Origin of the sequence: Pseudomonas sp. NPDC088890, assembly GCF_044900155.1 — a bacterium.
Taxonomy (GTDB): domain Bacteria; phylum Pseudomonadota; class Gammaproteobacteria; order Pseudomonadales; family Pseudomonadaceae; genus Aquipseudomonas; species Aquipseudomonas urmiensis.
The window spans coordinates 834022-857858 of record NZ_JBJDNG010000001.1; the positions used below are offsets into that span (position 1 = coordinate 834022).

The 23837-nt window shown below is 61.9% G+C and carries 23 protein-coding genes and 2 pseudogenes; 14 read left to right on the plus strand and 11 right to left on the minus strand.

Annotation, left to right across the window (positions count from 1 at the left end; translation table 11 throughout):
• Position 1: 1 nt before the first annotated feature.
• Positions 2-307 (minus strand): RcnB family protein, encoded by a 306-nt coding sequence (locus tag ACI2JX_RS03770; protein ID WP_392464322.1) that lies wholly within the window; start codon positions 305-307, stop codon positions 2-4.
• Positions 308-422: 115 nt separating this feature from the next.
• Between ACI2JX_RS03770 and ACI2JX_RS03775 the strand changes: the two genes are divergently transcribed.
• Complete coding sequence (locus tag ACI2JX_RS03775; RefSeq protein ID WP_404689407.1) at positions 423-773, plus strand: hypothetical protein; 351 nt, start codon at positions 423-425, stop codon at positions 771-773.
• Positions 774-937: 164 nt separating this feature from the next.
• A pseudogene (locus ACI2JX_RS03780) lies at positions 938-1100 on the plus strand (SAM-dependent methyltransferase); the annotation flags it as partial.
• Here the strand turns inward: ACI2JX_RS03780 and ACI2JX_RS03785 are convergent.
• From ACI2JX_RS03785 to ACI2JX_RS03800, 4 genes are all read right to left on the minus strand, one after another.
• Positions 1101-1868, minus strand: coding sequence for an SDR family oxidoreductase (locus ACI2JX_RS03785; RefSeq protein ID WP_404689408.1), 768 nt, complete (start codon positions 1866-1868; stop codon positions 1101-1103).
• Positions 1869-1891: 23 nt separating this feature from the next.
• On the minus strand, positions 1892-2959 hold the full coding sequence (locus ACI2JX_RS03790) for a phosphotransferase family protein (protein ID WP_404689409.1): 1068 nt from the start codon (positions 2957-2959) through the stop codon (positions 1892-1894).
• Between the two features lie 302 nt (positions 2960-3261).
• Positions 3262-3579 carry an SCP2 sterol-binding domain-containing protein gene (locus ACI2JX_RS03795; RefSeq protein WP_186555108.1) on the minus strand — a complete coding sequence of 106 codons (318 nt, stop codon included), beginning with the start codon at positions 3577-3579 and terminating at the stop codon, positions 3262-3264.
• Positions 3580-3633: 54 nt separating this feature from the next.
• Positions 3634-4344 (minus strand): histidine phosphatase family protein, encoded by a 711-nt coding sequence (locus ACI2JX_RS03800; protein ID WP_404689410.1) that lies wholly within the window; start codon positions 4342-4344, stop codon positions 3634-3636.
• A gap of 250 nt (positions 4345-4594) precedes the next feature.
• Here ACI2JX_RS03800 and ACI2JX_RS03805 point away from each other — a divergent pair.
• The 3 genes and pseudogenes from ACI2JX_RS03805 to ACI2JX_RS03815 form a co-directional block, all read left to right on the plus strand.
• Positions 4595-4912, plus strand: a pseudogene (locus ACI2JX_RS03805) (hypothetical protein); the annotation flags it as partial.
• Between the two features lie 138 nt (positions 4913-5050).
• Positions 5051-5896 carry a DUF692 domain-containing protein gene (locus tag ACI2JX_RS03810; RefSeq protein WP_368973298.1) on the plus strand — a complete coding sequence of 282 codons (846 nt, stop codon included), beginning with the start codon at positions 5051-5053 and terminating at the stop codon, positions 5894-5896.
• Positions 5877-6581: a DUF2063 domain-containing protein gene (locus tag ACI2JX_RS03815; RefSeq protein ID WP_404689524.1), complete on the plus strand. Its 705-nt coding sequence runs from the start codon at positions 5877-5879 to the stop codon at positions 6579-6581. The genes ACI2JX_RS03810 and ACI2JX_RS03815 overlap by 20 nt, the downstream gene beginning before the upstream one ends.
• 14 nt (positions 6582-6595) lie before the next feature.
• On the opposite strand, the gene ACI2JX_RS03820 is transcribed toward ACI2JX_RS03815, so the two are convergent.
• Complete coding sequence (locus ACI2JX_RS03820) at positions 6596-7552, minus strand: DMT family transporter (protein WP_404689411.1); 957 nt, start codon at positions 7550-7552, stop codon at positions 6596-6598.
• A 102-nt stretch (positions 7553-7654) separates the two neighbouring features.
• Between ACI2JX_RS03820 and ACI2JX_RS03825 the strand changes: the two genes are divergently transcribed.
• Together ACI2JX_RS03825 and ACI2JX_RS03830 are read left to right on the plus strand one after the other, a co-directional pair.
• A complete protein-coding gene (locus ACI2JX_RS03825) occupies positions 7655-8539 on the plus strand; it encodes a LysR substrate-binding domain-containing protein (RefSeq protein ID WP_264233385.1) in 885 nt (294 codons plus the stop codon).
• Positions 8540-8711: 172 nt separating this feature from the next.
• Positions 8712-9887, plus strand: a complete 1176-nt coding sequence (locus tag ACI2JX_RS03830) for a GGDEF domain-containing protein (RefSeq protein WP_404689412.1) — start codon at positions 8712-8714, stop codon at positions 9885-9887.
• 56 nt (positions 9888-9943) lie between these two features.
• Here ACI2JX_RS03830 and ACI2JX_RS03835 read toward each other — a convergent pair whose 3' ends face one another.
• Positions 9944-10720 (minus strand): IclR family transcriptional regulator, encoded by a 777-nt coding sequence (locus tag ACI2JX_RS03835; RefSeq protein WP_264233389.1) that lies wholly within the window; start codon positions 10718-10720, stop codon positions 9944-9946.
• 167 nt (positions 10721-10887) lie between these two features.
• Here ACI2JX_RS03835 and ACI2JX_RS03840 point away from each other — a divergent pair, with 167 nt between their 5' ends.
• From ACI2JX_RS03840 to ACI2JX_RS03860, 5 genes are all read left to right on the plus strand, one after another.
• Positions 10888-11646 carry an ABC transporter substrate-binding protein gene (locus ACI2JX_RS03840; RefSeq protein ID WP_186555115.1) on the plus strand — a complete coding sequence of 253 codons (759 nt, stop codon included), beginning with the start codon at positions 10888-10890 and terminating at the stop codon, positions 11644-11646.
• Positions 11647-11709: 63 nt separating this feature from the next.
• Positions 11710-12366 carry an amino acid ABC transporter permease gene (locus tag ACI2JX_RS03845; RefSeq protein ID WP_186555116.1) on the plus strand — a complete coding sequence of 219 codons (657 nt, stop codon included), beginning with the start codon at positions 11710-11712 and terminating at the stop codon, positions 12364-12366.
• On the plus strand, positions 12363-13106 hold the full coding sequence (locus ACI2JX_RS03850; protein ID WP_186555117.1) for an amino acid ABC transporter ATP-binding protein: 744 nt from the start codon (positions 12363-12365) through the stop codon (positions 13104-13106). Before ACI2JX_RS03845 ends, ACI2JX_RS03850 begins: the two co-directional genes overlap by 4 nt.
• On the plus strand, positions 13103-14389 hold the full coding sequence (locus tag ACI2JX_RS03855; RefSeq protein WP_404689413.1) for an NAD(P)/FAD-dependent oxidoreductase: 1287 nt from the start codon (positions 13103-13105) through the stop codon (positions 14387-14389). Before ACI2JX_RS03850 ends, ACI2JX_RS03855 begins: the two co-directional genes overlap by 4 nt.
• A gap of 18 nt (positions 14390-14407) precedes the next feature.
• Positions 14408-14755 (plus strand): cupin domain-containing protein, encoded by a 348-nt coding sequence (locus ACI2JX_RS03860; RefSeq protein WP_404689414.1) that lies wholly within the window; start codon positions 14408-14410, stop codon positions 14753-14755.
• A gap of 121 nt (positions 14756-14876) precedes the next feature.
• Here the strand turns inward: ACI2JX_RS03860 and ACI2JX_RS03865 are convergent, their stop codons facing one another.
• Both ACI2JX_RS03865 and ACI2JX_RS03870 read right to left on the minus strand, forming a co-directional pair.
• Complete coding sequence (locus ACI2JX_RS03865; protein WP_368973231.1) at positions 14877-15332, minus strand: REP-associated tyrosine transposase; 456 nt, start codon at positions 15330-15332, stop codon at positions 14877-14879.
• A 125-nt stretch (positions 15333-15457) separates the two neighbouring features.
• On the minus strand, positions 15458-16273 hold the full coding sequence (locus ACI2JX_RS03870; RefSeq protein ID WP_404689415.1) for a protein phosphatase 2C domain-containing protein: 816 nt from the start codon (positions 16271-16273) through the stop codon (positions 15458-15460).
• 184 nt (positions 16274-16457) lie between these two features.
• On the opposite strand from ACI2JX_RS03870, the gene ACI2JX_RS03875 reads away from it, so the two are divergent.
• Positions 16458-16955 (plus strand): VOC family protein, encoded by a 498-nt coding sequence (locus ACI2JX_RS03875; RefSeq protein WP_368973233.1) that lies wholly within the window; start codon positions 16458-16460, stop codon positions 16953-16955.
• On the opposite strand, the gene ACI2JX_RS03880 is transcribed toward ACI2JX_RS03875, so the two are convergent.
• Together ACI2JX_RS03880 and ACI2JX_RS03885 are read right to left on the minus strand one after the other, a co-directional pair.
• Complete coding sequence (locus ACI2JX_RS03880; RefSeq protein WP_404689416.1) at positions 16933-17406, minus strand: sn-glycerol-3-phosphate transporter; 474 nt, start codon at positions 17404-17406, stop codon at positions 16933-16935. The two genes, ACI2JX_RS03875 and ACI2JX_RS03880, sit on opposite strands and share 23 nt — an antisense overlap.
• Positions 17407-17630: 224 nt before the next feature.
• Positions 17631-21836 carry an autotransporter outer membrane beta-barrel domain-containing protein gene (locus ACI2JX_RS03885; RefSeq protein WP_404689417.1) on the minus strand — a complete coding sequence of 1402 codons (4206 nt, stop codon included), beginning with the start codon at positions 21834-21836 and terminating at the stop codon, positions 17631-17633.
• Positions 21837-21992: 156 nt separating this feature from the next.
• Between ACI2JX_RS03885 and ACI2JX_RS03890 the strand changes: the two genes are divergently transcribed.
• A complete protein-coding gene (locus ACI2JX_RS03890) occupies positions 21993-23723 on the plus strand; it encodes a response regulator (RefSeq protein ID WP_404689418.1) in 1731 nt (576 codons plus the stop codon).
• Positions 23724-23837 lie beyond the last annotated feature (114 nt).

Below are 23837 nucleotides of genomic sequence, written 5' to 3' on the forward strand. Positions count from 1 at the left end.
CTCAGGAGGCGGGCTGAATGGCCAGCACCACGCCGTTGGTGATCTGCACCAGCACATAGTGATCGCCCATTTTCACCCAATGGCTGTCCTTTTCCGGGGCGGGTAGGCCTTTGCCTTTCCAGTCGGCAATGGCTGCGTCGTCGCGTTTGTACTGATCTGGCGCTTTGTCGCCAACTTGCAGTTCGCGGTTGTGGGTTTCTGGCGCGGTGACGCTTTGCTCAGCACTTGGCGCGGCCGTGGCGGTCAAGGGCAGGATCGGCAGGGTGGCGCTAAGCAGTAGGGCCGATAGCAGTGGACGCAGTTTCATAGTGATCTCCTAATGGCAGGCATGCCCTCTATGCGACAACAACCTGCTCGGGACAATTCACTCGACATGGCCGCCAGTGCTAGAGTCGCGTTCTTTTTTGCTCCGAGGATCGAACATGCGCGCACTTTTGCCGATGGCCGTAGCGCTGATGCTGGTTGGTTGTGCTTCATCGACCATGGAAGCCGCACGCGGCGGCGCGCCGACTGCGCAATTGGCTTCACAGAAGGCCCCGCAGATCGTCTCGCAATGCATCCAGTTCAGTTGGCAGGAAGAGGCCACGTTCGGCGTTGATGCCAGTGGCTATCTGCAGCCGCGCAAGCAGGGCGGTTACACGGTCTATACCCGAGAGGCGCAGGCGTTCGTCGACGTTTACCCCGATGCCAACGGCACCCGGGTCGATTATTACGCGCAAAGCAATGACAGCACGGCCCTGCGCCGTCGGGCCGCAGCCGCTACTTGTCTGTAAGGGGTAGAGGGCGATTCCACACTGGGTTGGCGGCGGGGGCATCGGCGGTAAAGCCGATGGCCCCGCACAGGCAGCCGCCCTCGTATAGAGTTGGCATGAAATCCCTTCGTGCGCAGGTGAAATGTCTGCAGCTTATAGTCCAGTTGTAAGGAGATGTTGCGCCGGTTAGCGAGGTCATCACCGCGTTGCTGCAAAACGGCCTGCGTTTGAGCGCTTTGCACGAGCATCAGTATTCCCTGGGAGGCGCTGCCAGGGCAGATGGTCAAGGGCGCCGACGGCGAATGGCGCCTGCCGCTGAGCTACACGCTGCAGGCGCTCAAGGACTGATCAGGAGAGAAAGCCGCCGTCGACATTCAGTGCTGTGCCGGTGGTGTAGCTGGAGGCATCGCTGGCCAGGTACAGCACTGCACCGGCCATCTCGCTGGGATCGGCCACGCGCTTGAGGGGGATCTGTTGCAGGGCGGCGTTGAGGATGGCGTCGTTTTTCACCAGGGCGGAGGCGAACTTGGTGTCGGTCAGCCCCGGCAGCAAGGCGTTGCAGCGGATACCGAACTGGGCGCACTCCTTGGCGAACACCTTGGTCATGTTGATCACTGCGGCCTTGGTCACCGAGTAGATGCCCTGGAACAGCCCAGGCGATACGCCATTGATCGAGGCGACGTTGATGATGCTGCCGCCACCGTGATCGCGCATCAGCTTGCCGGCTTCGACCGACATGAAGAAGTAGCCACGGATGTTCACGTCCACGGTTTTCTGAAAGGCGCTCACGTCGGTATCGAGCACGTTGCAGAACTGCGGGTTGGTGGCGGCGTTGTTGACCAGGATGTCGAGGCGGCCGAACTGTTCACGAATACCGGCAAACACCTGCTGGATCTGCTCCAGCTCGCCAATATGGCAGGCCACCGCAGTGGCCTTGCCGCCCGCTGCGATGATGGCGTCGGCCACTTGCTGGCAGCCCTCGAGCTTGCGGCTGGAGACGATCACATGGGCGCCCTGTTGGGCCAGCAAGTGGGCGATGGCCTCGCCGATGCCACGGCTGGCGCCTGAGACGAAGGCGATCTTGCCATCGAGGTCGAACAGTTGGGTCTTGGACATGCTGTTTTCCTTGTTGTCTGTCGTCAGAGTGCGGACTTGCCGATCACTTGCAGGGTCATCTGCTCCAGCAGCTTGTTCATGTGAATGAACTGGGCAAAGCGCTTGTCCTGGGTCTGGCCATGGTAGAACCGGTAGTAGATCTGCTGCACGATCCCGGCCAGGCGGAACAGGCCATAGCAGTAGTAGAAGTCGAAGTTGTCGATAGCGATGCCCGCGCGTTCGGCGTAGTAGTCGACGAACTGGCGACGGGTGAGCATGCCCAGTGCGTTGCTTGGCTGGCGTCGCATCAGCTGCACCGGCGCTGGGTCATCGGCTTCGATCCAATAGGCCAGGCTGTTGCCCAGGTCCATCAGCGGGTCGCCGATCGTGGTCATTTCCCAGTCCAGTACGCCAATGATGCGCATCGGGTTTGCAGCGTCGAGGATGACGTTGTCGAAGCGGTAGTCGTTATGCACGATGGCGGGGCGTGGATGGTCGGCGGGCATTTTTTCGCGCAGCCAGGCGATGACGTTCTCCCAGCGCGGTGCGTCCGGGGTCATGGCTTTTTCGTAGCGGCTGCTCCAGCCTTCGATCTGCCGTTGTACGTAACCTTCAGGCTTGCCCAGGTCGGCCAGGCCGCAGGCGTTGTAGTCGACCTGGTGCAACTCGACCAAGCGCTCGATGAAGCTCTTGCACAGGGCCTCGGTGCGGGGGGCATCCAGATCGAGTTCGGCGGGGATGTCCGAGCGCAGGATGATGCCTTTGACCCGATCCATCACGTAGAACTCGCCGCCAATCAGTGACTCGTCGGTACAGTGCACATAGGCCTTGGGGCAGTAGGGAAAGCCGCTATTGAGCTGGTTGAGGATCCGAAACTCGCGGCCCATGTCGTGGGCGGACTTGGCCTTGTGGCCAAATGGCGGGCGGCGCAGGACGAACTCGCGGTTCGGGTAGCTGACCAGGTAGGTGAGATTGGATGCACCGCCGGGGAACTGGCTGATGGCCGGGCTTCCCTGCAAGCCCGGGATGTGGGCTTTGAGGTAAGGATCGATGACAGTCGCATCGAGTTCTTCGCCGGGGCGTACCTGGGTGGACTGGTCAGTGAGCGTCATGCGTTATCCTTATTCTCGTTCACGAGGATTATTGGCTAATCTAATGGGCCTTCCGTGCTGGTACAAGCGTGCCAATGGCATATAGCTGTGGGTGTTGCTGGTCGATCAACGCGCCTGATATTGAAGCCATAGAGGCAGTCTTGCTTTCTTCGCCAACCACCCAGGCACCCCGCTAACCGTAGGTTCAGCACCATCCCTGTGGGAGCGGGCTTGCCCGCGAAAAGCGCGCCGCCATGCCCCGGCCAGGCAAAAAAAAACCGAAGCCCGCGCAGGCTTCGGTTTTCATCGATCATCCCGGACGCTTAGCCTGGGAACAGCTCGCTGAGCTTCATCGACAGCATCATGTCGCCTTCTACGCGCAGCTTGCCGCCCATGAACGCTTGCATGCCGTCGGTCTCGCCGCTGACGATGCCCTTGAGGGTCTCGCTGTCGAGCACCAGGGTGCAGTTGGCGTCTGGGTTTTCGCCTTCCTGGATGTCGCAGGTGCCGTCTTTGACGATCAGCGCATATTGCTTGTCTTCGTCAGTGATGTTGAAGCCGAACACCAGGTCCAGGCCGGCGGCGGCGGCGGGGTTGAACTTTGCTTTCATCGCTTCGACGGCTTTAGCTACATCGCTCATGGCGTATTCCTTGTTAAGTAATATTCGCGTCCGCAGGGACACAACAGGCCGGGCTCATCGATAGGTGATGAGCTCCGGCGCCCGCAACAGCTGCACATGTGCTTGGCTGTTGAAGGAAGCCAGGGTCACGTCGCTGCCACGAAACTTCAGTTGGCTGAGCGAGGTGTTGATGATCTGCCAGTTCAGCGCAAAGGCCTGACTGGGGGTAATTCGAGTCACCAGGTGAAGCAGGGCGGCGATGGTGCCTCCGGAGGTGAAGATGGCGATATTCTCACCGCTGCCGGCGCGCTGCAGGACCCGTTGCAGACCGCCTTGAACCCTTGCGGTGAAGGCAGCCCAGCTTTCCAGGCCATCGTCAGGGTGCTGGCCATCGTGCCAGCGTTGCACCATCAGGGCGAACAGGCGCTGGAACTCACTGCGATTGGTAGTGCCGTTACGCAGGATGTGCAGCGCTTCAGGCTCATCTGGCAGCAAGCCGGGAAGCAGGGTGCGGATCACACCGTCAGCATCGAATTCGTTGAATGCAGGGTCGGTTTCGACCGCCGGCACTGGGCAAGCGTGGCCGCTCATCGCGTGCAGGGCAAGACGCGCGGTGTCTTGCTGACGGCGCAGGCTGCCGGCGACGCAGCGGTCAAGGCGCAAACCGAGCTGTGCCAGGTGCTCGCCCAATGCTTGGCTTTGGCGCTCGCCTACCGCTGAGAGGACGTCATAGTCATCAGCGCCGAAGGAGGCTTGGCCATGTCGGATCAGATAGAGGTTGCCCACAAAAGTGTCCGGCCCGGTGGAAGTTGCTGGGAGGTTAGGATGCGGCTGACGGGCTGTCAACGAAAAAACATACAAGCGTTTGAAAAGGTTGTTTGAACGGCAGCCAGGCCTGGGCCGATGCCTTTGTATCCCACTGTATCTTCTGTGGAGCGAGACCGACTTTCATACAAAACCGCGCCACTGGCGATACACCTGCGACACACCATTGCGGCGAAATGGCTCCATCTCACAACCGAAGTGGAGCACCACCATGAAACAATCGAAAAATACCCTTGGTCTGCTGGGCGCTGCTCTGATCGGCGGCATGGTAATGGGCGGTAGTGCATTCGCCGTCGAGCCTCTGTCCCAGGGCTACCAACTGGCTGCGGCCAAGACGGATGGCGAGGGCAAGTGCGGCGAAGGTAAATGCGGCGCTGATAAAGCCGGCAAGCACGCCGAGGGCAAAAACGCCGAAGGCAAGTGTGGTGAAGGCAAGTGTGGCGGCGATAAAAAAGCCGCCGACAAGAAAGCTGCTGAAGGCAAGTGCGGCGAAGGCAAATGTGGTGGTGAGAAGGCCGCTGAAGCCGACAAGGCCTGAGCCAATGCGCTGATGTTGGCGCAAGGTTAAGGGGCTGCCGGAGCAGAGGATCGATCTGTCCGGCAGCGCTTGTTTGTCCTCTGCCGACGTTCTGCCCAGAGCGTCCCGTGCTCCTGGAGAGCGCTTACTATGAACCCTGCATCTTTACGTACCGGACTTGGCTTGCGTCGTGGTTTACTGCCGCAATTGCTGGCAATGGAGGTGGGCGCTGTCGATTTTCTCGAGTGCGCGCCGGAAAACTGGATCGGCGTTGGTGGGGCCCACGGCAAAGCGCTGGCGCAACTGGCCGAGCGTTTCCCCATTACCTGCCATGGCTTGTCGTTGTCGCTGGGCGCCAGCGCGCCGCTGGATCAGGCATTCCTTGGGCAAACCCGACAGTTCATCGAGCGTTTCGATGTACCGCTGTACAGCGAACACCTGAGTTATTGCAGCGACGACGGGCATCTGTATGACCTGATGCCAATCCCTTTTACCGAAGAAGCGGTCCGCCATGTCGCCACCCGTATTCGCCAGGCCCAGGATCTGTTGGGCAGACGTATCGCCGTGGAAAACATCAGCTACTACGCAGCGCCTTACCAGGCCATGAGCGAGCTGGCGTTCATCCAGGCTGTGCTGGAGGAGGCTGACTGTGACCTGCTGCTGGACGTCAATAACGTCTTCGTCAACGCCTGCAACCACCGCTATGACGCGGTGACGTTCCTTAACGGGCTGCCTCGGCAGCGAGTTACGTGCATGCACGTGGCCGGCCACTATGACGAAGCGCCAGACCTCAAGGTGGACACCCATGGTGCTGCGGTAAAAGAAGATGTCTGGGCACTGTTCGCTTTGGCGTGTCAGCGTTTTGGAGTCCAGCCGACGGTGCTTGAGCGTGACTTCAACTACCCACCGCTTGCCGAACTGCTTGAGGAGACCGCACGTATTGGTAGCGTGCAGCACACGCACGGAGGTCTACATGATGGGCGAGCCGTTGCGTGACCAGCAATTCACCCTGTCCCGATACCTGCGTGACCCCGAGCACAACCCACCGCCACCGGGTATCGAAGCACGGCGCCTGAAGGTCTACCGGGAGCTGTTCTACAACAGCCTCGAAGGCCTGCTGGCAGGAAGTTTCCCGGTCATGCGCCAGACCCTCGGTGACGTCCTTTGGCACGCCAGGGTGCGCGACTTCTATGCCAGTTACCGAAGCCAGACGCCATTGTTCACGGAAATCTCCGAGGCGTTCATCGATTACCTGCAGGGCATCGAAGCAGACGCGCCGTGGCAACTTGAGCTCGCCCACTACGAGTGGATCGAGGCGCAGTTGTACCTGAGTGATGCCGAGGATCCGCCCCATCTGTCTGGTGGCGATCTACTTGAAGGCGAGCCATTGCTGTCATGCGTGGCGCGCGTGCTTGCCTATCGCTGGCCGGTCGAGCTGATCGGCCCCGATTACCAGCCCCAGAGCGCCCCCCAAGCGCCAACCTTGCTGCTGGTGTACCGCGATGCCGATCTCCAGGTGCATTTCGCCCGTCTGGCGCCGATGGCCTATCAGTTGCTCGCAGGCCTTAGCGGAACGGGCCGCCAGCGCTTGCAGGCGCTGGGCGATGAAAACGTTCAACGCCAAGGCCTGGCGATGCTGGAAGGCTTGCGCGAGCAGGGGATCATCGTCGGGACGCGCTGAACGCCCAAGCCTGCTCAGGCTGCCGCCTCCTTGGCAGCGGGCAGGTCGGTTTTCTTCGCCGTGGGTTTCAAGCGCGTCACCCCGAACAACACCAACGCCAGCCCTAGCACCTGATACGTCGAGATTTCTTCGCTGAGAATCGCCCACGACGCCAGCACCGTCAGCACTGGCCCCAGGTTGCCCACCGCCGCCGTTTGCGTGGGCCCCATGCGCTGAATCGCCAGGGCCACCCAATAGATCGGCAGCACCGTGGAAAAGATCGCCATCAATCCCGCGTTGAGCCACACCGCCGCAGGCAGCTGCCACAGTTGGCTGATGTCCGCCACCCACAGGTAGTGAGCCAACACCATCAGCGACGACGCCGTACCGCACAAGCCCGCCATGCGCATCGAACCCATGCGTTTGAGCACAATGCCGGTGCCGGAGTAGTACAGGGCGTAGGTAACTGCACTGGCAAACACCCACAGCGAGCCGAGAATCACTTGCTGGCCAACGCCAGAGATGCTCACGTCATGCACGAAGGCGATGCCCAGGCCCAGATAGCACAGGCCCATTGCCGCCAGGGTGCGGGTGGTGGGTCGTTCGCGCAGGGCGATGGCCTGGAAGATCAGCACAAGGGTTGGGTAGGTGAACAAGATCAGGCGCTCCAACCCTGCGCTGATGTATTGCAGCCCGTAGAAGTCGAACAGGCTGGACAGGTAGTAACCCAACAGCCCCAGCAGGGTAACGCGCAGGGCGTCGGCGGGTGTCAGCCGAGAGGGGGATTGCCGGCCGCTGAACCACACCAGCCAGACGAACAACGGCAACGCCATGGCCATGCGCATGGCCAGCAGGCTGATCGCATCGACCGGCCCGGCCGCATAGGCGAGTTTGACGAAGATGGCTTTGAAGCTGAAACCCAAGGCCGCCAGTACGGCAAACAAACTGCCGCTGTGGATCTGGCGCGTGAGCAGGGTGCGCAAAGAGGTCATGGTAAATCCAGGCAGTTATCAATGGGCTTATTCTGTGCAGAACGCAATCCCCGTTAGAATCGCTTTTAATCGAACATAGCGTTCGCATTTAGAGAAAGCCCAATGCATTTTGATCTTGCGGATCTGCGTTTGCTTGCCGCGATTGCCGCTACCGGTAGCTTGAGCAAGGCCGCAGCGACGTTTCCGGTGGCCGTTTCTGCCGCCAGCAATCGCCTGCGCTTGTTCGAGCAACGCTGCGGCTTGAGCCTGTTCACCCGGCGCGCCGACGGTATGCAACTCACCCCAGCCGGCCGGCTGGTATTGGAAGCGGCGCGAGGAGTGCTGGGCGAAGCGCGCAAATTGCAGGACACCCTGCACGAGCTGGCCGGGCAACGGCGCATCACCTTGCACCTGGCCGCTTCCACAGTCACCAACAGCACCTTGTTGCCCGCCGTGCTCGGGCCGTTTCTAGCCGACTATCCAGAAGTCGACCTGCAGTTGGTCGAGCACAAAAGTGTCGATGTGTTGCGTGTGGTTTTGGCTGACGAGTGCGAGATCGGCGTTTATGATGGCAATTTGATAAGCGACGGTTTAGTGTCGCTGCCTTTTCGCACCGAGCGCTTGGTCTTGCTGGTGCCCGCTGACCACCCCCTGGCCGGGCGGGAGCTGCTGCGGCTGATTGACGCGTTGGGCTTTGCATTTGTGTGTTTGCCGGGCGAGCGGGCGATGCAGCGTTTCGTCGAAGAGCTGGCGATGAACCTGGCGATGCCGCTCAAAGTCCGCGTTCGCGCGCCCAGCTTTGAAGCCATCGCCCAATTGGTCGCCCAGCACGCAGGCATCGCCATTGTCCCGGAAACTGCGGCGCTGCGCGCCGAGCAAGAGCTGGCGGTACGCTGGGTCGCGCTTGAGGAACGCTGGGCGACCCTGGAACTGCGCGTGTGCTTTCGTGGCTGGGAGCGGCTCAGTTCACATGGTCGACAACTGGTGAGTTTTCTCGCTGAGCAGTAATGCGCCAGGCGCTATTTTTCGCTTAACAGCGACAGGGTATTAGCCGCTGGTGCGGATGATGCATGGGCAGTAAGCCACGACGGAAATCGTGCGCGTGCAGTACAGGCGCAGGGCCGCGCAAACTGGTTTTGAACATCTCTCCACTTTAAATTTCAGGCAGGCCCGTCATTCCATGGCGCTCGATCCACCTACCATGCTCACTATCACGATCGCCCTGGCTGCCGCTGCGGCGCTGTACCTGGCGGTCGAGTGGCGCACCGTGCGCGAATCATCATTGCTTTACTGGGCAACCGGTTTCGCCATCATCAGCGTGGGCAGCACCCTCGCTTTACTGCGCAGCAACGGCTTTTTGCTGATTGGCATCTGGTTTGCCAATGGCCTGTTGATCACTGCGCATTTCTGCTTTTTGCTGGGCGTTGCCCGCTTTACTGAAACCCGTCTGTCGCGGGCTTGGTACCTGGTGTTCATCACGTGGCTGGTGATGCTGCTGCTGCCGGAAGGGCCGCTGTGGTCAAAAGTGATGCTGCTGGTGCAATCGCTGCTGGTTGCGCTGCCGACACTCAGGGCTAGTTTTCTCCTACGCCCACATGGCATGTCATTGAGCGTAGGTGCGGTGCAACTGCGTTTTGTGTTGCTCGGCCACGGCCTGTTTTATCTGGCCAAGATGATCCCGCCGCTGGTGCCCGGGACGTTGATCGACCTGGCCGCTTTCCGAGGCGAAATCATTCAGGTCTCGCTGGTCGAAGGGGCCATGGCGATCATGCTGATCGCGCTGTCGATGACCGGCACCGAGCGCTACCGGCGTGAGCAGCAGATCGCCCGGCTGGCCGCGCGTGACCCGCTGACTGCCCTGTATAATCGGCGCGCCTTGGAAGTGCGGGCGCCGCGCCTGATCAATGAGGTGAGCGCGGCCCGGCCGGGCGCATTGCTGCTGATCGATATCGACAACTTCAAACTGGTCAACGACCTGTATGGCCACACTGCCGGTGACAGGCTGTTGGTCGGGTTGAGCGAAATGATCCGCGCCCTGTTGCCGGCCAGTGCGCTGGCCGCGCGCTTGGGCGGCGATGAGTTCGTGATCCTGCTGGGCAATGCCTCGCCTGCGCGGGTTCATGAGTTGGGCAGCAGTCTACGAGAGCAGTTCTTGCTGCTCACTTCGCAATCGTTTGCCACGCCAGCAGCTGTCACCTTGAGCATCGGTGCCAACCTTTTCGACCGCCCCCCCGCGAGCCTGGCGGCATTGATCGAGCAGGGTGACATTGCCCTGTACGAGTCCAAGCGCGGCGGCCGCAACCGCATTCAATTGGATGACCAAACCTTGGCCGCACCTTCTGCCCAGCAAGGCTAATCGGCCCGGCAACGGCCTGTTTCACAGCAAACCACTGGATACAGGCCAGCGCTCACTCACAGCGTCCTGATCGATGTACTGATCGCACGAGCACACTCGATTGCCGCAGGTGCCAACCGCCGCTCAGCCTCTTCCAGCGACCAGCGACTGGTCGGTGCGACCACATGCACCGATGCCACTGGCCGGCCCTGACTGTTGCGCACCGGGGCGGCAACTGCCATGTCGCCCAAGAACAACTCTTCACTGTTGATGGCAAAGCCCTTGCGGCGGATCTCGGCAATTTCGCCGAGGATCTCTTCCAGCGATGTGCGGGTGTACTGGGTGTGCCGAGACAGATCGCTGGCGCGCAGCACGGCCATCGCCTCATCCTCGTCTAGAGCGCTCAAGTACGCGCGCCCCGAGGCGGTGCAATACATCGGGATACGACTGCCAATCGGCAAATGGATAGGGATGAACTTAGGCCCGACGAAACGCGCTACGTAGAGCATATCGTTACGCACGGGCTCGGTCAGGTTGGTGGTTTCCCCGGTAGTCTGCGCCAGCTCGGCGAGGAACGGGTTGGCGACGTCCACCAGGGTGTCGGCAGCCAGGTAGTTGTAGCCGATCTCCATCACATCAGGGGTGAGCTGGAAGCGCTTGGTCTGCGGGTGCTTGCTCACATAACCCAAGGCTTCCAGGGTATGGATCATGCGCTGCGCCGAGCTTTTGTTGATGCCAGCGGCTTCGGCCACCTCGGCCAGGTTCATGGTGCGCCGGCGGGCGTTGAAGGCGCGCAGCACCGCCAGGCCCTTTTCCAGTGACTGGTTGAACAGGCTGTTGTCGTTATCGTTCATGGATCATCCCTTGGACAGGACCACTGGTTAATATCTATATGCGATATTTATAAATCTCTTTACGATTTTTGTAAATCAATTATATTGGGTCGCAAGGCCTCCTGCCGATACCCGAGGCATCCATAACGCATAACGACAACAAACCGCGTCAAATGGGAGTGTTCACCATGTATCCACGCCTTCGTGTGTTCACCTGCGCCCTGGCCCTGGCCGCCAGTTGCGTCACCTCCTTGGTCGCCCAGGCCGAGACGTACAAAGTTGGCGCCACCGCTACCGGTGTGCCGTTCACGTTTCTCGATGTGAAGAGCAACAGTATCCAGGGCATGATGGTCGACTCCGCCCAAGCGGTGGCCAAGGCCTCCGGGTTTGAGGTGGATATCGCCCAGACCACCTTCGCCGCACTGATCCCTTCGCTGACCGCGAAAAAGATCGACCTGATCTCCGCCGCCATGCTGCGTACCCCCGAGCGAGAAAAGGTCGTGCAGTACTCCGACCCGGTGTTCGAATACGGCGAAGGCCTGATCGTGCGCGCCGACGACGCCAAGGCCTACAGCCACATGGATGATTTCAAAGGCGAAGTGGTAGGCGCCCAGGTCGGCACCATCTTCCTCGACGAGCTCAACAAACGCGGCATTTTCAAGGAAGTGCGCGGCTACGATTCGCTGGCGGACCTGACCCGCGACCTGGCCCTGGGCCGGATCAAGGCCGGCTTTGGCGACCATCCGATCCTCGCCTACCAGATGGCCCAGGGCACCTTGAAAAAAGTCCGTCTGGTCGACAGCTATCAGCCGCAGATCAAGGGTGAAGTGTGCCTGATCATGCGCCAGGGCGATCCGCAGATGCTTGCCCGGGTCAATCAGGGCATCGCCAGCATCAAGGCCGACGGCACCCTGGCCGGCATCATCGACAAGTGGCACCTGGACTGATCGTCGCCTCACGGCGCCCGCAGCGGGCGCCTCTTCCCTGATTGCTCTCTCGCGGACTCGCTTATGTTCTTCCAGAATGCTCTGGACTTCCTGCCCATTCTCTTGAGTGGCGCGGTGGTCACCGTGCAGGTCACGATTGCCTCGTTCCTGCTCAGCTCCCTGATTGGCCTGGCCTTCGCCCTGATGATGGTGTCCAAGGTTCGCTCGGTCGCCCTGTTTGCCGTGTCGGTGGTGAACATCATCCGTGGCCTGCCGATCATCGTGCAGCTGTTCTATATCTACTTCGTCCTGCCGGAATTCGGTATCCAGCTCACTGCCCTGCAGGCCGGCATCATCGGTTTGGGCATCGCCTACTCGGCGTATCAGGCAGAGAACTTCCGCGCAGGTATCCAGGCTATTCAGCAGGGTCAGATCGAAGCGGCAGAATCACTGGGCATGCGCGGGCCGATGATCATGCGCCGGGTGGTGCTGCCACAGGCCTTCCGGATTGCCTTGCCGCCGTATGGCAACACCCTGGTGATGATGCTCAAGGACTCATCATTGGTCTCGACCATCACCGTCGCCGAGATGACCCGGGCCGGCCAGCTGATTGCCTCATCGACCTTTGAAAACATGACTGTCTATACCCTGGTGGCGCTGCTCTACCTGGCTTTGAGCCTGCCGCTGTCGTATGCCTTGCGCCGTCTCGAGGCGCGGATCGCCACGAGGAAGCACGCATGATCAGCATTCAGTCGCTGCACAAAAGCTATGGCAGTACCCGCGTTCTCGAAGGCATCGACCTTGAGGTCCAGAGCGGCCAGGTGGTGTGCTTGATCGGCCCATCGGGCTCGGGCAAGTCGACCCTGCTGCGCTGCATCAATGGCCTGGAAACCTATGAAGGGGGCGACATCCTGGTCAGTGACGAGCGGGTCGATCGCAATGCCAAGACCATCCATGAGATTCGCACCCAGGTGGCGATGGTGTTTCAGCGCTTCAACCTCTTTCCCCATCGCACCGCGCTGCAGAACGTCATGGAAGGGCCGATCTATGTAAAGAAGGAAAGCCCCGAGGCGGCCCGCGAACATGCCAAGGCCCTGCTGGAAAAGGTCGGCCTGGCCCATCGCATGGAGGCCTACCCGGATGAGCTGTCGGGCGGCCAGCAGCAGCGTGTGGCCATTGCCCGGGCCTTGGCCATGCGGCCCAAGGCCATTCTGTTCGACGAGCCGACCTCAGCGCTGGACCCGGAGTTGGTCGGCGAAGTGCTGGCGGTGATGCGCAAGCTGGCCGAGGAGGGCATGACCATGGTCGTGGTCACCCATGAAATGGGCTTTGCCCGCGAGGTCGCCGACAAGGTGTGCTTCCTGTATGGCGGGCGAATCGTCGAGGAAGGCCCGGCGCGCGAGGTGCTTGGCGCGCCGCAGCAGCCACGTACCCAGGAATTCTTGCGACGCCTGCTGACCACTGATGGAGGCGTGGCATGAGTGCACGACCTTTGGCGCTACCGCCTTCCTTGTGGGCGAGTACTGCCGCACCGGGCGTCCACACCCCGCCGTTGGCCGAAGACAAGCAAGTCGATGTGGCCGTGGTCGGCGCCGGCTACACCGGCCTGGTTACCGCCCTGCACTTGGCGCGCGAGGGGGCGCGGGTCTGTGTGCTGGATGCCGGCGAGCCCGGCTGGGGCGCTTCCGGGCGTAACGGCGGGCAAGTGATCCCGGGGCTCAAGCACGACCCCGACGAGTTGCTGCGCATGTACGGTGGCGAGCAAGCCGAGCGCTTGATCGAAGTGGCCGGGACTGCCGCCGATGAGGTGTTCGAGCTGATCCGCCACTACGACATTGCCTGCGACGCCACCCGCAAGGGTTGGATCCAGCCCGCGGCAACCCCGGCCGCCATGCGCGCGGTCGAGCGCCGTGCGCAGCAATGGCGCAGCCGCGGGGTGCCGGTGGAGATGCTCGACAAGGGCAGCGTGGCCCAGCGCATCGGCAGCTATGACTATTTGGGCGCCTGGGTCGACCCGCGTGCCGGTAGCGTGCAGCCGCTGAGCTACGCACGCGGCTTGGCCAGGGCGGCCATCGCCGAAGGCGCGCAGATCCATGGCCACAACCGCGTCACCGGCCTGCAGCGTGACAGCCGTGGCTGGACCCTCACCACCGATACCCGGCGCACGGTCAGCGCCGAGCGCGTGGTGCTGGCCACCAATGGCTATACCGACGACTTGTGGCCAAAGCTGCGTCAGACGGTGCTGGCGGCCAACAGTTTCATCGTTGCCACCCGGCCGCTGCCGGACGCACTGCGGCGCACGGTGCTGCCTGGCGGTGAGGTGTGTTCCGATGCGCGCCGGCTGCTGCTGTATTTCAAGCAGGATGCCCAAGGCCGACTGCTGCTCGGTGGGCGTGGGCCGTTTGCCGAGCCCAAGGCTGCCAGCGACTGGAACCACCTGCGTCGCTCGGTGCTGGGCTTGTTCCCGCACCTGGCCGGGGTCGAGTTCGAATACCAGTGGAGCGGGCGCGTTGCCCTGACCCAGGATTTCATGCCGCACCTGCACGAACCGGCGCCGGGTCTGAGCATCCTGCTCGGTTACAACGGTCGCGGTATTGCCATGTCGTCCGCACTTGGCCGGCACCTGGCACAGCGACTGCTGGGCAAGGCGCAGCAGTTCCCGTTTCCGCTGTCACCGATCCGACCGATTCCGTTCCATGGCCTGCAGCGTTTGTACCTGGGCGTGGGCATTGCCTGGTATCGCTTGCTCGATGCCGTTCTCTGACTTATTAAGAGGTAGTTGATGCAACCGGTATTGATCAAGGCGGTAACCGAGGCGCAGTTTTCGCAACCTGCGCCGGTGGCCCAACCCGTGGGCGAAACCATTGCCCAGGCGAGCACAGCAGGTGAGCACAGCCTGATTGGCGCTGCGGCTGAAACCGGTATTTGGCAGTGCACGCCGGGCAGTTTTCGGCGCGGGGTCAAGCAAGCTGAGTACAGCTACATCATCAGCGGGGAGGGGAGCTTTACCCCCGATGGCGGGGCGCCGTTGGCGTTTTGTGCGGGCGATACCCTGTGCTTCCCGCCAGATAGCCAAGGAACATGGGAGATTCGTCAAACTGTGCGCAAGAGTTATGTGGTTTTTGGCTGAGGTCCGAGATTTTGGGGCCGCTCTGCGGCCCATCGCAGGCAAGCCAGCTCCTACAAAGATTGGCGTTGGACCTGTAGGAGCTGGCTTGCCTGCGATGGGCTGCAACGCAGCCCCAAAATGCTCAAACCCACACCGCATCCCAATGCGAATACTCTTTAACCGTACGGGCTAACCCCGCCCGAACAGGATTCATCACGATATAGCGGGCAATACCTTGCAACTCCTCCTCTCTACGCACAGCCCGGTCGTAATACCCGCGCTGCCAAAGCGCTCCATCCCTACCTAATGCGCTATTGATCGCACGCGTACTGCGTGACTTCATTCTGCCCATCAGTGTGCTGAGCGTCGCATCCTGTAACTGCACCAGCCAATGCACGTGATCAGGCATCACCACCCAGGCAAGCGATTGCGCGAGATGCTCGGCCTGCGCCAGGCGCAACTGGGCGATGACCAACCTTGCCAGTTGCAGATCAACAAAGAGTGGCAGCCGATTCTTGACGACTGTAGTCAATGCATAAATACGCCCGGCTTCAGAAAACCGGCCCAGGCGAAGATGTACGGCGTGGGGACTGTCCATGTCCATGACCTCAGATATGAGTTCTCAAAGGTAGCCAATAGCATCTCGTCGTACCCATGCCGATGTATGAGCAAGCTTTTCAGCGGATCTCTCGCGAACAGTGCTGGCCGCCCATCGATCGGCTATCAGGCGACCCGCAACCAGATCGCCGAGGCATCGTCACTGGCCTTGAAGCGCGGATAGCGCAGGCAAGCGGCGTCCTCCTGTTCTATGGCGCGCAGCGTCTGAGCCAGAGCGGCCAAGCCATGCGCCTCAAGCTGCGCGATAAAACTTGCCGGGTCGTAGACGTCATAGGTATCGAACAGCGCGGCGAAACCGTCGCTCATCAAAATCACCTCATCGCCCACGGACACCGCGCTGCGCACATAGCGTGTGCCGTCTCGGGCTTGCTGCGCATCGATGCTCAAGACGGCCTTGGGTCGCTCACGGGCAGCCCGGCGGTCGGCCACCACCGCTGGCGTGCGCACCCCGAATGCTCCGGTGCCCGGGCCCAGGGCTGCGGCTTCAGCACGTTCAGCCTCACGGTCAGGCTCGGGGGTGAGAAACCCAATGCCCTGGGCACTGCGGTGCAGCACGACACAATCGCCCATGTAGGCACAGCTCAGTTCGGCACCCTCCAGGGCGACGGCGGCGAATGCAGCGCGCGGCAGCTCCCAGGCCGCGACCGGTTCGCGTCGCTGGGCCTGGGCATAGTCGGTTGCGACGGCGACAAACACCGATTCACACACCTGCTGCAAAGCGCCAGATGCCCCGTGAAAAGCCCGCTGCGCCGCTGCCGCCAGCCAGGCCGCACCACCGCGCTCACCGAGCAGACCCGGTGGGCCCAGGTCTGTCGCGCCGTCGATGACCCAGGCATGCTGCTCGGCGCAGCCGATCCGGTCATCGTTGGGTACCTCTGGCTTACCGGCCAGGCTCAAGCTTTGGATCAGGTCGAAATGCATGGTCGATGGGTCTTCTCGTCGCACATGGGAGCAGGTTGGACAGGCCTGTCGGCGCGGGGTTCGCTCAGCGCTCGGCCACCTCGATGATAGCGTTGAAACCGGCCCATGCGCGCGGCCTTAGCGCCTGGCTGCCGGACATCGAGCGACTAGACTAATGCCTCTGTCCCGATCAAGGAGTACCGCCATGACCAGCAAGAACACTATTTGCCTGTGGTATGAGGGGGCGGCGCAGGAGGCGGCCGAGTTCTACGCCAAGACCTTCCCGGACAGCAAGGTACTGGCCGTGCATAAGGCCCCAGCCGACTACCCCTCGGGGAAGGCGGGCGATGTGATTACGGTCGAGTTCAGTGTGATGGGCATTCCCTGCATCGGCCTTAATGGCGGGCCGGTGTTCAAGCACAACGAGGCGTTCTCGTTCCAGGTTGCGACCGACGATCAGGCCGAAACCGATCGTTTGTGGAATGCCATCGTCGGCAATGGCGGCGAGGAAAGTGTCTGTGGTTGGTGCAAGGACAAATGGGGTATTTCCTGGCAAATCACCCCAAGGATTCTCATCCAGGCTATTGCCCATCCTGACCAAGCCGCCGCCAAGCGGGCGTTCGAGGCGATGATGCAGATGGGCAAGATCGACGTCGCCAAGATTGAGGCGGCGTTGAACCCTAGAACCGAAGCCCCACGTTGACCATTCCCGCTGCCGCGCCGAGCACCACAAACTCTGCGGCCACCGGCCCCCAATGCGCACCGATGCCCGGAATGATTACCGGCGCAACGCCCAAATGGTTGAGCGGGATCTTGTCTTTGTATTCGCCTTTGTAGCCCTGGATCAGGCCTGCACTGAGCTTGGCATGGAGCGGAAACCGCTCATGCTCCCAGACTTTGCCGACGTAGCCATAGTAGGAGCGCTGGTTGAACGAGTTCTTGAATGTCGCCCCGCCCCAGAGCAGCCCATCGCTGTACACCCGTTCGATACCGATCAGCCGTTGCTGATTGTTGTGCTCTGGGTCGGGGCTCCAGTGGCGGGTATAGGCGCTGGTCTGGATGTACCAGTAATCACCCTGTGGCTCGCTTTGCCCAGCGCTGGCTGCGGTGCTCCAGAGGAGGAGGGCAATAGCTAGCAAAAATTGTCTGCTCATGTTCAACACCTGGCGCAACGCGCGTTATGGACACTCGCCACGCCTGCATTGGAAACTTGTCTCTGTCGGCTTGGCTGATTGTGGGAAAGGGCGCGTATGGTAGGTAGCTGACTCGCTATCGAGTATCGGATTTGTCTGATAATGGCGGGTTGCAGAGGGGTATAGAGGCGCCTGGGCGATGAGGCCCTCGATAAAAAACGCCCGGCTGAGCCGGGCGTCGTCGATCAGAATTTGACCTTGATACCAATCATCCCTTCATAGCTTCCGCTGTCCTTGCCAAACGCCTTCTGATAACCCAACGAGCCAGTCACTGTGGTGCGTTCATCGACCTGGTAGTCGACACCCAGGTTCAGCTCACCCCAGGTCCCGCTCATGTCGGTGCCAAAGGGAATGTAGCCATTGGCCGAAGAAAACTCGGTTTTGCTCTTGCCCTTGAACTCGTGCCAGACGCTGGGCCGCACCCAGACGTTGGTGCGGTGCAGCTTGCCCTGGTCGTCTGCACGCAGGCTGTCCTTGTCAATGCGCACCCCCAGGCGGGCAGTCAGCGAGTCGACGTCTTCGAAGCGCACATCAGAGGCGTCGTCGTGGCTGTCATCGACCTTGATCTTGCTGACGATCACCTGGGCCTGCGGCTCGATGTGCAGGTTCTTGTCCTCATTGAGATTGAACGGATAGCCCCCTTCGAGCGAGGCGGTCACGCCGCGACCGCGGGTTTTCATGGTGTCCATGTCGCTAGGGTTGGCTTGCACGTCGAAGCGGTTGAACTGCAGCACACCGTCGAGGTACCAGCCTTCCGGCCCAAAGTGGGTCCAGTAGCCGCCGACCCCATAGGCGCGGATCATGTCGTCGCCAGCGCTGTTGCCATTGGTGTGCTCGACGTCACCTGCGATACGCCCAACGTTGAGCGACAGACCGGCCTGATCGGTACTGCCATCGACGTCTTCGTGGCGATACAGGTCAGTGCCGACCTGGAAGGCCTGGATCCGGTAGTCGTAGCTGGCACCTTGGCCCAGCTCTTCCTCACCCTTGCGGTAGATCAGCCGGCCCCAGCCCAGTGACGGGCCGTATTGCTCGGCGGCCTGTGCGGGCAGTGGCTCGGTGCTGAGCCTGCGCTCTTCACCGACTCGCTCATGCAGGGTATCGACCATGGCGTGGCTGTAGTGCAGCAACATCGAAGGCAAGGCGCGGTATAGCGTCGTTTCCGGGCGATAGTTGGGCACTTGTGGCCGAACCGGAACGATGGGGGGCTCGGGCTCAGTCGGATCGACGGGGTCCACTGGGTCGACGGGTAGCACCGGATCTACAGGCTTCACCGGATCTACCGGCTTCACTGGGTCGACAGGTTTCACTGGCTCGACTGGATCAACAGGGTCAACCGGACCCACATCAGCAGTAGAGCGCAGGTACCAGGCCTGGCGATTGCTGCCATCCAGGCTGGCCCGGTGCAGGGTGTATTCATAAGGGCCGGCCTTGACCCGGCTGAGCAAGCGGAAGGCTTGAGCCTCGGTGGTCGCGCCATTGATGGCATCGACTACAAGAATCCCATTGCCTTGGGTCAGCGCGCCGGGGCCACCTGCGTTCTTGATCAACAGGTTGCTGCTGCCGTCGGCCTTACCGCCATCCACCACCAGCTTGTCCGAGGGCGAACCGTCGCTGTACAGGTACGTGTTCAGGGCAAAGGTGCCATTGGCGCCGTGGTAGTTGTTGACGGTCAGGTGCTTGTAGCTGCCGCCGACTGGCGCGCTGAAGTCGATCAGGCTGGCCTCGTTGCGCAGGGTGCTGAGGTTCGAGTCGCCGGTCAGGTTCCACAGGCTGCTGTCGCGCAGATTGACTTGGGCACTGCTGCCCGCAGCGGTACGCGCAGCGCCGTTGAGCACCGAGCCTGCGACATCGATGTTGGCGTTGCCGGCACTGGCCAGCGAGCTGCCGACACCTTGCCACTGGCCGGTGCCCATGTCTGGGATGCTGCTGCCATCGCTGGCCACGGCGCTGTCGACGTTCAACCATTGGCCGCTGCCACCGACGATACTGTTAGTCAGGCTGATGTCGGCGACGCCTGCGACAGCCACCGTGGCCCCGTCGCGGTTGTGCAGCACGCTGCTGTCGAGATTGGCCTGACCCTTGAGCAGTTCAGTGCCTTGCGCATAAAGCGCTGCGGCCTGGTCACCGCTGGCGTTGATCACACTGCGTTGGGCGTCGAGGCGCGCACCGTTCTTGGCCACGGCGGCGTGGGCCAGGTTGCCGCTGGTGTTGATCCCGACCTGATCGAGCTGAACATTGGCCTGGTTGTTTGCCAGCGCTCCCAGGGCACGCTCGCCGTAGGTAGTGACGGCGGTGTTGCTGGCACTTAGTAGCGCGGTGGATTCGGCCTGCAAACCATGGGACAACACCCCACTGGTTGTGATACTCGAGTCGCTCAATTGCAGGCTGGCCGTATCGCTCTGATACTGCCGGCTGACCATGGCGCCGGTGGCTTGATCGCCCAGGGTCTCGACGCTGACATTGCGCGCTACCAGGCTGACCTGGCCTGGCTTGAGGGTGCCGATGCCGGCATACAGGCCCATGGAATACTGCCCCTCGGTCTTCACGCTCAACCCTTCCAAATACAGGCTGCCGCCATCGTCTACCGCAGCGCCGTAGGCCTGCGTGCCGGTGGTATGCACGGCGGTGCCGTAGACGTTGAGCACAGCCCCTGGATTGCGCGAGGCCAGGGCGTGCGGGAAGGTCAGGTTGGAACGTACCGGTGAGCCATTACCTGTGGTGGTTACCGAGCCGCCATACAGGGTGATGTTCGCACCGCCATCGGCGACCACGCCCATGGCGTTGTCGTCGCCCGAGGTGGTCACCGTAAGATTACGCGCCACCACCGTCGAGCTACCTGCACTCAGGCCTGCTGAGTAATTGCCCTGGGTATCGATCAGGCCATTGTTGATTAGCAGCTCGGCGCCGCCCAGGGCCCGTACCCCGTAGCTGGTTTTCTGCGTGGTGTGCACTTGGCTGTCGTTGAGCAGCAGGCGTGAGCCACTACCTTCGACCAAGGCGCCGAGGCCCCAAGGGCCTGCTGCACTGCCTGCCGGGGCGAGGCGGATGGCACTGTCGCTGATCTCGGCAGTGGCGCCTGCATTGACATAGAGACCGTGTGCGCGGTTACCGCCGACCTCGACCCGGCTGGCGCTGACATTGGCATGTGAGCCGCTGCCTTCGACTGACACGCCGTGACTATAGGTGCCTTCGGCGCTCAGGGTGCTGTTGTCGATCAGCACGGCGCCGCCGCTCATGGCCCGCGCGGCTGAGGCGAAGTCATTGACGCTGCCCGAGCCTTTGACTGACACGCTGCTGTTGCGCAACGAAACCTGGCTGGCGCTGCCTTCGGCGCGGGCGCCGCCGATGTAGTTGCCGCTGGAACTGACCGTTACCGCATCGGCGTTGATGCTGGCGCCGCCGAGCGCATGCAACACGGCAGTACTGCTGGTACTGGTGGCGGCGGAAGTATGGCTGAGGCTGGTGCGCTGCAGTTGAATCTGCGCGCCGTCATCTGCCCGGGCGCCGCTGGCGGCGACCGCGCCAGTGCGTATCTCGCTGTCGCTGACAGCGATCAGGCTGGCGTTGCCGGTGGCTTTCAGGCCATGGCTGGCGCTAGTAGGGCTGCTGGCGCCAGTGGTACTGATCACGCTGGCACCGCTGATGCTGATACTGCCGCCGCCTTGGGCCAGCACGCCAACCGAACCTTTGGACAGGGTGCTGACCTCGCTTGCCACCAGGTCGATCTGGCTGCCAGCGCCAGTGGCGACCAGGCCCTGGTTGTTTATCCCGTTAGCGCCGCCACCGACGCTGATGGTGCTGTTGTTCAGCCTCACTTGGCCGGCATTCTTGGCGCTGACGCCGGTCAGGTTGCTGGCGGTGATCAGCGCACTGTTGGCCGCTTTGGGTATCAGCGTGACCCTCACTCCGGAGCCATTCAACTGGCCGCCATCGCTGGCCAGCCCAGTTTGGCCGTTGGCGTTGGCGGCCGTCAGGGCGCTGCTGTTGACGCTACCGCGCTCGAAGCCGACGCTGCTGCCCAACTGCGCAAGCACCCCGGTGGTGCGGGCCGCGCCCAGGTTGACCGTGGCCTCGTCATGCGCACCTGCGCTGGAAACACCAATGCCATCGGCGCTGTTGACGTTGATTGGCGCGGGCACCCCCAGCAGCCGGTTGGCAAATAAATGTGGGGCCTGCTGGCTGGCTTGCAGGGCGATCTGCAGGTAGTCAGGGGAGGGCATGGCACCCGCTGCCGAGGGCGGGTCGATAGCCATCAGTGGTGGGTCGAGGGCGCTGTCCTCGGCTTCGGCCTCGATCAGGCTGACGCTGAACAGGCCCGCCAGAATCAGGCCAATGGCCCGGCCCAGACGAGTACGTTGGAAGTGTGCAGGACGCTTGATGGTGTTCATGGCAGCCTCTTGGGCATCTGAAGTGGGATGCCTGAAGTCTGCGCGGGACGCCTGCTGGCGAATGTCGGAGGCGTTGCAACCTACTTGTAGGAGTGACTCTCGTCCACGGCTCTGGTCTATGCTTGGCATCGGCCATTGCCGCAGAGGGAAGGCGCCATGAGCACGCTACTGTTGGTCGATCACCTGCCGATCGTGCGTGACGGCTTGCGGGCTGTGCTTGAGCGTGCTGGCCACCAGGTGCTGGGCGAAGTCGACAACGGCCTGGATGCGCTGGAGCAGTGCCGGCTGCTGCACCCGCAGGTGGTCATTATTGAGTTATTGGTGCCGCAGCTGGGTGGGCTGGATTTGCTGCGCCGGCTGCGCGCCAGTCATCAGGGCATCAAACTGCTGGTGTACAGCGTGCAGGAGGCCAGCCTGTATGCCGCCCGTTCCTTGCAGGCTGGCGCCGATGCCTATGTGTGCAAGAGCGAAGCGCTTGGCCAATTGCACAGCGCCCTGCAGGCGCTCAGCCATGGACGCAGCTACTTCCCCCGCGAAGTCGCCCGCCAGGACCTCGACGGTGCAGGCGAAGATGACTTGACCCAGCTCTCCGGGCGCGAACTCACCGTGTTGCAGATGCTCAGCCAAGGGTTGAGTAACAAGGACATCGCCGAGCAGCTCAGCCTCAGTTACAAGACCATCAGCACCTATAAGGCGCGTCTGCATCAAAAGCTCCATGTCGGCAACGATTTCCAATTGCTCGAAGTCGCCCGCAGCCATGGCTTGGTTGCCGGCGACGAGGCGAGCAGGGCGCAGGCGTCTTCCAGCGACCCGCAGCTGCTACGCGAGCACGGCTTGTTACGGGCGCTGCTCGACGCTGCCCCCTACCCGATGTTCGTGCGCGACCTCGCAGGCCGCCTGCTGATGTGTAACCGCCGCTACCTGGCCTACGCCGGAGAAAGTTTCGAAGCGATCCACGGCTCTACCATCGACCAGGCGCTGTGGTTGCCAGCGCCATTGCGCGAGCGTTCACAGCAGCGCTTCGCCGAGGCGGTTGCGCGGCAAGAGCCGTTTCTGGCCGAAGCGGTAATCGAGCATCTGGGTGAAGTGGTTGCCATGCACATCTGGTGCACACCGTTTCGCGACCAGAGCGGTCAATTGGTGGCCATGCTGGGCGGCATGCGTGACCTCACCGAGCGCGATCGGCTGCTCTCGACATTGCGTCACGAGGGCGCCGAGGCGCGCTATGAAAGCCACCTGAAGAGCTCCACCCTGGCCGCTGTCAGCCAGGAACTTGGGCAAATGCTGGCGGTGTTTCGAACCACTGTGCAACGCTTGCTTGCGCCAGGCGATGAGCCCTTGCGCCCAGCTTTGCAAACCCTGGCAGAGCACGTTGAAGGCATGTACCAGTGCCTGGCCAAGGTCGATGCCCTGATGGATCAGGATGACCACCCAGGCCAGCCACAACGCGCAGCGCATGACCTGGGCAACCTGACCGAAGCGATCCTGGCACCGTTGCGCCTGCAACTGCAAGCGCGGGGCTGTGAGCTGGACCTGGGGCCAGGGCTGCGTGCACTACAAAGCGCGTGGATCGACCCCCGCCACTACCGGCACTTGCTCGAGGGCCTGTGTACCTACCTGCAACTGCGGCCACTGCCGGCGTACCTGAGCTTGCGTCTGGCTACCCGGATTCAACCGCGAGGCTTGTTGCGTTTGAGCCTGGAGCTGGCGCCCTGGTCTCCACCGGCAGAACAAGCGCCGTCTGAAGTGTCGGCGTATGCCACTATCCAGCGCCTGCTTTTGCGCTTGCAGGGGCGCGCCCAGACCATCGCCGCTGATGGCGGTGACACGCTGGTGCTGCGAGTAGAAATGGACCTGCCACAGGTGCTCGCCGACAGCGCGCAATGAAACCAGGCGCTGGGCAAGCCATCAAAGCCTCGAACGTCGTCGAAACGCCGGCTGTGTCGCACTACGGAGCCTATACTGATAGGCTTAATCCGTTAACCACTGCTCCCCAGGAGC